Origin of the sequence: Phosphitispora fastidiosa (genome assembly GCF_019008365.1) — a bacterium.
GTDB lineage: Bacteria > Bacillota > Thermincolia > Thermincolales > UBA2595 > Phosphitispora > Phosphitispora fastidiosa.
In genome coordinates, this window is record NZ_JAHHUL010000002.1 from 210,558 (window position 1) to 218,767 (window position 8,210).

General features: G+C 47.3%; 10 protein-coding genes. 1 reads left to right on the top strand and 9 read right to left on the bottom strand.

The window, feature by feature from the left end:
- Nucleotides 1-305: 305 nt before the first annotated feature.
- A complete protein-coding gene (locus tag Ga0451573_RS03395) occupies nucleotides 306-1,298 on the top strand; it encodes a cytochrome c3 family protein (RefSeq protein WP_231682476.1) in 993 nt (330 codons plus the stop codon).
- Between the two features lie 88 nt (nucleotides 1,299-1,386).
- Here the strand turns inward: Ga0451573_RS03395 and Ga0451573_RS03400 are convergent, their stop codons facing one another.
- The 9 genes from Ga0451573_RS03400 to Ga0451573_RS03440 all read right to left on the bottom strand — a co-directional run bounded on the left by Ga0451573_RS03400 (nucleotide 1,387) and on the right by Ga0451573_RS03440 (nucleotide 8,162).
- Nucleotides 1,387-1,686, bottom strand: coding sequence for a hypothetical protein (locus tag Ga0451573_RS03400; protein ID WP_231682477.1), 300 nt, complete (start codon nucleotides 1,684-1,686; stop codon nucleotides 1,387-1,389).
- Nucleotides 1,628-1,990, bottom strand: coding sequence for a hypothetical protein (locus Ga0451573_RS03405; protein ID WP_231682478.1), 363 nt, complete (start codon nucleotides 1,988-1,990; stop codon nucleotides 1,628-1,630). Before Ga0451573_RS03405 ends, Ga0451573_RS03400 begins: the two co-directional genes overlap by 59 nt.
- Nucleotides 1,991-2,011: 21 nt before the next feature.
- Nucleotides 2,012-3,280, bottom strand: a complete 1,269-nt coding sequence (gene nrfD, locus Ga0451573_RS03410; RefSeq protein WP_231682479.1) for an NrfD/PsrC family molybdoenzyme membrane anchor subunit — start codon at nucleotides 3,278-3,280, stop codon at nucleotides 2,012-2,014.
- Nucleotides 3,280-4,047 carry a 4Fe-4S dicluster domain-containing protein gene (locus Ga0451573_RS03415; protein WP_231682480.1) on the bottom strand — a complete coding sequence of 256 codons (768 nt, stop codon included), beginning with the start codon at nucleotides 4,045-4,047 and terminating at the stop codon, nucleotides 3,280-3,282. Before Ga0451573_RS03415 ends, nrfD begins: the two co-directional genes overlap by 1 nt.
- Nucleotides 4,044-4,544, bottom strand: a complete 501-nt coding sequence (locus Ga0451573_RS03420) for a cytochrome c3 family protein (protein WP_231682481.1) — start codon at nucleotides 4,542-4,544, stop codon at nucleotides 4,044-4,046. Before Ga0451573_RS03420 ends, Ga0451573_RS03415 begins: the two co-directional genes overlap by 4 nt.
- A gap of 214 nt (nucleotides 4,545-4,758) precedes the next feature.
- A complete protein-coding gene (locus Ga0451573_RS19985; protein ID WP_231682482.1) occupies nucleotides 4,759-5,415 on the bottom strand; it encodes a response regulator transcription factor in 657 nt (218 codons plus the stop codon).
- Between the two features lie 133 nt (nucleotides 5,416-5,548).
- The gene (locus Ga0451573_RS03430) at nucleotides 5,549-6,988 is read right to left on the bottom strand and encodes a sensor histidine kinase (protein WP_231682483.1); all 1,440 of its coding nucleotides are present in this window, start codon (nucleotides 6,986-6,988) and stop codon (nucleotides 5,549-5,551) included.
- A 270-nt stretch (nucleotides 6,989-7,258) separates the two neighbouring features.
- Nucleotides 7,259-7,663, bottom strand: a complete 405-nt coding sequence (locus tag Ga0451573_RS03435) for a hypothetical protein (protein ID WP_231682484.1) — start codon at nucleotides 7,661-7,663, stop codon at nucleotides 7,259-7,261.
- Nucleotides 7,664-7,910: 247 nt separating this feature from the next.
- Nucleotides 7,911-8,162 carry a hypothetical protein gene (locus Ga0451573_RS03440; RefSeq protein ID WP_231682485.1) on the bottom strand — a complete coding sequence of 84 codons (252 nt, stop codon included), beginning with the start codon at nucleotides 8,160-8,162 and terminating at the stop codon, nucleotides 7,911-7,913.
- Nucleotides 8,163-8,210: the final 48 nt, after the last annotated feature.

Sequence of the window (8,210 nt, forward strand, 5' to 3'; positions counted from 1 at the left end):
CGCAGCGCCTAAGGGCATATGCCCTTTATTATGATACCTTGTTTCATGCTCTGTGTCAATTGCCCAAAACAAAGTGAAACCCCCATTCGGGTGATATCAAAAATAGCAGTCAAAACCGACTGCTATTTTTAAATTATCACGGGACATATGACCCATGATTTCATGGCAGTTGACATGAAGAACTATGGGAAATAACACAGTATAATAGAAGTGCTGATTGAATTTAGGCTGGGAAAAAGTTATTGGGAGGTGTCAACAAAAGAAACAATGTTACACAACAATAATAAATTAGGAGGTCAGATAAAATGCGGGAACGCCGGAATACTTACCTTGCACTAGCCGCGGTCTTGTTATTTATGGTTTTCCTTGGAGTAGCCCTTACCGGAGAACCTGTTAAGGATGCCGGAGGCAAAGACTTATCTGCCCGCCCAACCAACGGACCCGAAGAAAGCTGTACCGGCTGTCACGAATTAACACCAGAGGTGCTGACCTGGCAGGTTTCTTCCCATAGCAAGATACCCTGTACAAGCTGTCATGACATTGACCCCTCCCGCTACAATTCCGCTCACAGCAATGAAGGTCAGGCGGTAACAGAGAAGAAAAACCTGACTGTGCCCATTAAAATTGCTGAAGCCATCCCCAATGCAGTGTGTGAGCAGTGTCATACCTCAAACCGTGAGGCTACGGTATCGGGTGACCTGATTATCCCTCATGACAGGCACTCCGCTGCCGGAGTACTATGCGTTAAGTGCCATAGCGGCGTGGTTCATGCTAAAATTGCCGACCGGGGATTAACCGTAAACGGCAGGCTTAGTGACCTTGATGCCTGGAATGTTGATGAAGCCAAAAAAGTATCCACTAAGTATTTTCTCCAACCAAGCATGTGGGTGTGTCTGGAGTGTCACAGAGGGGCCAATGTTACCCGCGAGTGCAGCGCCTGCCATACGTCCATAGACACCCTTCTGTCACACGAAGCGCCGACCTGGAAAGCTGACCATGGCAAGACCGCCAGGACTGGAATCGGTGATTGCACTAAATGCCACGTTATTCCCGGAGAGCGCCAGTTTATCACACCTTCAACGGGGGATATTGCTGCTGATTTTGCCCGGGCCCAGAGTTTTTGTTACAACTGCCACCTGATCCGGCCTGAAATGCATGGAGAATCAATGCTTGCCATTCACCCTGCCAGAGTGGCCGAAAGAGGAATTCAAAACTGTCTGACCTGCCATGACAAAGCCAAACCTAAGACAGGGAAGAACATTACCGCCACCTACTGCAACCAATGCCACTGGTTGTAAACAGAATAATAATACTAGTTTTCCTGTGGTATGAATCAACAGGCTCTATGCACTTCAATGCATAGAGCCTGTTGTACTGTTACCCATATTATTCGCTCTCAGTAAGATCAGGGGTATTATTCGTTAACCTGACAAAGTACAGGACACCTATTACCAGGAAGATGAACCCAAATGTCAGAATAAAGGAGATGGCATTATAGGGAGGCCATATAGCGATAGTAACCAGGAGCATGCTCAAGGCTGAAATCGCAATTCCCATCAACACCACCAGGAGATAACTGGCTATATTCTCCCAGTGACCCCGGCGATATACTACCAAACCTCCAATGCTAAGACCTAGTGCCAGCGTCAAAATCAAGGCCAAGGCCAGGAACATCCATATCATCATGCTCATTCACCCCGTTCCCGCTAACTTTAGCTGCCAGGTCCCGATTTTCTTTGCCAATAAGAATCACAGCAGCCACTACAACCACTATTACCATCATGCCTAATGTAAGCAGCAGGCTGAATGGCGGCCAGATAAGCATAAGTGATGCAAAGGCCAACAGTCCGCCAAAGATTACCCCGCTTACAATACCCCCCAGCCAGGCCAGCGGCCTACTCAGGTTAAGACGACAAACGAAGAAATAAAGCCCCAGGAAAAACCCAAACATAGCTGCCAGTCCCATGATAATTACCAGCATTTCAGTCATTTGAATCCACCTCCTTGATTTTTATTCCTCTCTCCAAAGACCCCTGACATCTAATCTTGACAGACTACGGCGAACTCCTGATACAAGCCATCCCCATACTCCCTCCACTGCGGGTGAATCCATTTCTTCAGGAGATACCGGCTGTAAAACAGCTTCCTCGCCGGCCATCCATGGCGGCAGCAGCTTGACCAGCGCCAGGAGAAATACAAAGGGAAGGATCAGGAAACCAATAGTGGGAATCACCCCCTCATGCCAGAGCGGCCATTGGAACTCGGAGTATCCGGACAGGCTCTTGGAAACAAGCTGTCCACCAACAACCACGTTAAACCTCATTGCCAGCACACTGATCAGAATCATGAATCCGGAAGCAATAGTCAGGAACTGGCGAACTTTTCCGGGGACACTCTCAAACCTGGCTATCAGCAGCAGGAAGAAGGCCGCGACCATTTGACCCAATTGGATTACAAAATACCCGAAGGGGATTACTGAAGTAATCAAGCCCCTGACGGCAGGCCATTCTTCCTCCGCTTCATAAGCCAGGTGGATGACTTCCAGAATCTCGAGAACAAAAGCAGAGATGAGGAATACCCACAGGTACTTGTTCATTGTCATCAAACAGTCAAAATCAATTTTCTTTTTTCTTATCCGGCATGCCGCTGCATAAACCACTATCAACAGGGCAATCCCGGAAACAATGGCTGACAACAGGAAGATTACCGGCATCAGCGGAGTAGACCACCACGGATTGGCCTTGATGGCCCCGAATATAAATCCGACATAACCATGCAGGAAGGCCGCTGAAGGGATACCCAGAATGGCCAGAAATGTTACTACCTTGTGATCTGTATGCAGGGCCCGTTCTGAGGTGTCCTTGGCGCCCAGGGTCAGTAAACTATAGACCCTGCCCATCAGGCCCTTTTTTTCTGCCGCCCATTCTACCAGGTCTTTACGGTACATAAACCAAATTTCAAGTAACACGATAATCAGGTAAAAACCGTAGATGTAGCCAAACCCGGCCATTGCCGAGGTTGGATTAGGAGTCCACATCAGATTAAGAGCGCGCAATGGCTTGCCAAGATGTGATATCAAAGCCAGTGGAGCAACCAGCAGTACTGCCAGAGCGGATATCAATGCCAGCCTGGACACCGGTTTTAATTTCTCTACCCCGAAAACATGATAGAGTGATGAGACTATAAACGCTCCCGCCACCAGGCCGGTAAGGTATGGGTACAGGACGATAAATAAACCCCAGTTTATCTCAATCTCGTTGGGATATATGAAGCCTTCCACTACATCACCACCTCATCAAGTCCAATATAGAATACCATCGGTTTGGTTCCTTTCTCAGGCTTCAGTCCCCTGATCCGTTCAGTTTCAATTATTTGCTTAACCTCACTGTCTTCCTTAAGGTTCCCGAATTTCCTGGCGCCAGCGGGGCAAACCGTGACACATGCCGGTTTAAGCCCTTTCATGATGCGGTGATAACACCAGGTACATTTGTCAGCCACATGTGTTTCGGGATGCAGGAAACGCGCTCCGTACGGACAGGCCTGAATGCAGTAGCGGCAGCCTACACAGCGTTTGTCATCAACCAAAATCACTCCGTCTTCTGTCCTGTAAGTAGCGCCTACCGGGCACACCTGGACACACGGTGGTTTTTTACACTGGTTGCAGAGCTTTGGAACAAAGAATTGTTTTTCACTGATGACTGCATTAGGCAGAAATTTCCGCCCCCCATCCGGGGAATCAATTCTCACTCCCTCATGGGTTTCAACGTATCGCTCTACCCAGGTGCGGTAGACTTCATCATCCAGGGGTACATGGTTCTCCTGCTTACATGCTTTGACACACATGCCGCAGCCGATACACTTGTGGGTATCAACAACAAACCCCCATTCCTTACCTTCCCAGACTTTCGGCCAATCAATATCTTCAGCTATACCATTGGCAAAGGAAGACTTCTGCATCAATCCCAGAGTGCTTACCGGGATTGCTGCCAAAGCCAGCAGTTTACATGACGAAATCAGGAATTCCCGGCGGTTTACCTTTTTTTTCACTGTGCTGTCCCTCCTATCTTACCCCACGGCTTGTGAGGATTATGGCACATGGCGCAGTCTCCCCCTCCGCTGTGCATAAAAGGTATCACTGTGGCTATTTTGTCTTCTGACCTTGCGGCAATTTTGGCGTGACATGAGCTGCATAATTCTGCAGTCTCTGTGATTTTCAAGGATACCTCGGCAGGCTGTTGGGTATGCCTGGTACCGGGACCGTGACAGGACTCACAGTTAAGCCCTTGATGCTCATTCCCGGCTAATGTCTGAAACTCATTCTGATGACACTTCCCACAGACTGAATTGTCTTTTGTAAAACCCACTTCCTTATTAATGTTTTCTGCAATGTTGTCACCCCTGTAGCGACCGTACTCTCCAAAAGAAGCCGGCACCGCAGTTGTCCTGACGAAGGCGAAGACCACCAGCACCAAACCCAATAGCAATCCTATCCTGAATAGGGCGCTCTGTGTAAACCTGAATCCGCCTTCTCTTTCTTTCGCCACTCCTATCACACCCCTTATTACGACTTATAGTGTTTCTTAGTGTTATTATAAAGTGCAACAGAATGAAAAGTCAGATGTCAAGAGTCCCCAATCAGGCTCAGACTGTCAGGGGTAATTGTCCCGGATATCACGGTATGGTGAGTGCATTTGTCCCATGTCTAATGGATGGCAAAAAAAAAAGCCTGATTTCTCAGGCTTTCAGACTGTTATTAACTCAGGCGTGTTTAAATATGTTCTTTTTGGCTGCATATGCTGCGGCTTCTGTCCGGTTGACCAGATTAAGCTTAGCCAGGATACTGCTGACATAATTTCTAACGGTCTTTTCACTCAGATAAATTGTCTCTGCAATTTCCCTGTTGGTTTTCCCTTCAGCAACTAGGACCAGGACTTTCTTTTCCTGAGTTGTCAACTGTTCCAGGGCATCATGGGACTTTTGTCCATTTCGTCTCATCTGGTCTAACAGCTTGTGGGTAACTACCGAATCCAGGAGGGATTCACCCCGGTAGACCGCCCGCACAGCCCTGATTATCTCATCACTTCCCACGTCTTTAAGCACATAGCCTTTGGCGCCTGCGAAAATGGACTCCATCAACATCTCTTCATCCCCATAGGATGTCAGCATAATGACTTTTGTACCGGGAAAACAATTGCAGATTTCCCGGCAGGCGTCAATACCGCTGCTCTTCTTCAGGCTTATATCCATGATTACCACATCGGGACGATGCTGTTCAGTCCTTACAAGAGCTTCCCCCATGCTGCCGACACTATCCACAACCTCCAGGTCCGGATATTGCTCCATAAAATGAGTCAGCCCCAACCGAACTATCTCATGGTCATCAACAACAAGAATCTTTATCTTTTTCTTTTCCACTTTACCGCATCTCCTTTCCTTCTGAAGATTGCCTTAAACACATCTTAATAGACGGGGGTAGCGGTGACAACTGACATCTGTACCGTATTGCACGGGACGTTTAACTCTTTTGGCTGCCTCTGACCCTGACACGTTACTTCCTGTTCAAGGGTATACTAATAACTAACCTGGTTCCTTTACCGGGCTGGGAAAAAATTTTCAATACACCTCCGAGGAGCCTGGACCGGGAACGCATATTACGGATTCCCAGGTGTGAATCGCTCTGTTCAACCAATGAAATTTCTTTCCCAGACATACCCTTACCATTGTCTTTCAGCGTAATTACCAGGGACTTAGCGGACACACCGATATTTACTTCTGCCTTTGTTGCCTCTGCATGCTGAACAACATTGTGCAAGCCCTCCCGGATAATCTGGCGCAGCTGCTGCTGCCAATCTTCTGTGTCCACAGCAGGTTCGATATATGCACCGCTTGACAGGGGAAAACTGAATTCAACTGCCAGTCCTGTTTCTTCCCGGAATTGGTTAATCATATTGACAAGAGAAGCCTTCAGGTCCTGTTCCCGGCCTTTTGTTTCCAGACCGCGGATGTACGCCCTAAGGGTATGAATCACCTTATTAAGTCTTTCTATTGAAGAATTAATCTGCCCGGCAGCACGTTCATTGTCATTTCCCATTAAATGGTTTGTCGTCTGCAGATCCAGACCCACGGCATAAATAGACTGGATAACATCATCATGAAGGTCACGGGCAAAGCGCTCCCTTTCGCGGTACACCACCTCCAGCCGTCTGCTTTCCAGGACCTGGCGCTGTTTCTCCAAATCAAAGATGGCCAGCATCCTGGTAATGGACCAGGTAGCCAAGAGAGCTGTTCCTGTGCGGAATAACTCAATGGGCAAACCGGATATGCGGAAAAAGTTTTGGGCATTAATCAGTTTGCCCAAACCTCCAACCACATCATGAGACACTACGAGACCGCCAAAAATGGCATACATAACGAAAGCAACTGTTGCCATCCACAGATTGCGAAGAATTGCACGGTCAATAATCCTGCTTACCTCAGGTATCTGTAAATAAAGTCCATAAGCGGTAAACAAACTGGCTGGAAAAGCAAGCAGGTATCTGGACCAGCTTTCACTAACCAACAGCCATTCTATAAGCCCCTCAGTGCCAACCAGGGGAATAAAACGGGCAAATTGACTGAACCAGATAAGAAAAGCAACAGTGGGCAGGATGAGCGCCATAAAGAAATTCTGCCGCCTGGTATCAGAAATAAGCTTGACACCGAAACAGAATAGGAAAAAATAAGAAACGGACTGCAGCAGCCTTTGGATAGCAATAAGCTTCCAAATCGGAAACTCACCGAAATCCGGAACCCGCACCGGCATAAACAAACTTCCCCATTCACTGAAGCCGTGCAGCAAGGCAAAGGCTGCCAGCAGGCTAAGGCTGTTAGCCATCCGGAAACTGCTGTAACTGCGGTATTGCAAAGCAATGGCAATTCCCATTGTAAAGAAGGAAAGTCCATAGACGAAATACATTGCTAAAACGTTAAGTCCCAAAATTTCGTTCATTTAATCCCGCCCTCCATGTTGGTCATGTGACCACTGGTGTCAAATGGCAGGGTCACTGGTGTTGATTTGTTAGTATTGTATACTACACAGCGTAGTCCGGTCAACGATTATAGGGCTTAAGGGTATTTTTCGGGGTTAAGTGGTCACCTTCCGGGGTTATCGAGTCCATGCCCCGGTAAATAAATGGAAACCGGCAGGACCACCGGTTTCCATTTATAGTATCAGGCGATATGATTTGTCAGGGCCAGATTTAAAGAAATCGCAGTTTCTTTAGCGAAAGATACCCCGCCTTGGCCTTGTTCCGTCCATTTGGAAGAAGGCCTTGGGGAAGAACCCGCCCAGGACCACCATCACCAATACACCCAGCCCCATGGCATTGATAACTATTCCAATATTATTAATCCCCTGCAAGGCCTCACTATACTCAGGCATGTTCCTGCCGGCCAAGTTGAAAGCATTGTATATCTCTCTGGAGGTTAAGCTGTCATTAGCCATATTGGGGGTAAATGTCCCAAGAAGCAGGAAACTTCCCACAGTGCTTACGAAAACACCGATAATAGTCCACCACGCAAGGTTTAATACTATGCGCCGGTGCCCCCGGGCAGAATGGAACAACAACGAAATCAATAAGCCAATACAGACTATAATATAAATACTCATCACGGTATCCGACATACCAATCCGCTCCTTTCGGGTTTCCGGGGTCTGTCATCTGTCCCGGAACATTTGTCCTGTTTCCTTACCTTTATCATAGTGCAATTGTCCCAGAGCAGCAAGGGTCATTTGTCCCTATTTTCACCAGTATTCTCCTCTGTGTTTTGAGTATCACTGACACCGGCACCTGGCTTGCTCAGCACACTGTTTTGTACTTGAGGTTTAAACAAGCTTTCGTGACCCAGCAGTACTATTAGGCCGGATGCTATCAGGCCCCACATAGAACTGTTAAAGGTATCCCTAGAATGGCAGAAGTAATAAAATCCCCGCCAATTCCAAACAGTCTGCCTTTTTTGCTCAGCGCCTGATATTTAGGCATAAATATCCCGCAGATTATTTCACCGTACCTTTTTGTTTCTACCTTGTTCTGAAATAAACATTCATTTAATAATGCTTTAGGTATGTTAGCAAGTATCCCGCATAGAAAACCAAGGGTAATTCTATCCTTAATCTTACACATAATAAAAACCCTCCCAAGCAGTCTTTTCTCGAATTATGATTCCCAATT

Excerpts from the sequence above, each read along its gene's own strand:
- Ga0451573_RS03395 (WP_231682476.1), top strand. The coding sequence starts at position 306 with ATGCGGGAACGCCGGAATACTTACCTTGCACTAGCCGCGGTCTTGTTA.
- Ga0451573_RS03400 (WP_231682477.1), bottom strand. The coding sequence starts at position 1,686 with ATGATGATATGGATGTTCCTGGCCTTGGCCTTGATTTTGACGCTGGCA.
- Ga0451573_RS03405 (WP_231682478.1), bottom strand. The coding sequence starts at position 1,990 with ATGACTGAAATGCTGGTAATTATCATGGGACTGGCAGCTATGTTTGGG.
- Ga0451573_RS03430 (WP_231682483.1), bottom strand. The coding sequence starts at position 6,988 with ATGAACGAAATTTTGGGACTTAACGTTTTAGCAATGTATTTCGTCTAT.
- Ga0451573_RS03435 (WP_231682484.1), bottom strand. The coding sequence starts at position 7,663 with ATGTCGGATACCGTGATGAGTATTTATATTATAGTCTGTATTGGCTTA.
- Ga0451573_RS03440 (WP_231682485.1), bottom strand. The coding sequence starts at position 8,162 with ATGTGTAAGATTAAGGATAGAATTACCCTTGGTTTTCTATGCGGGATA.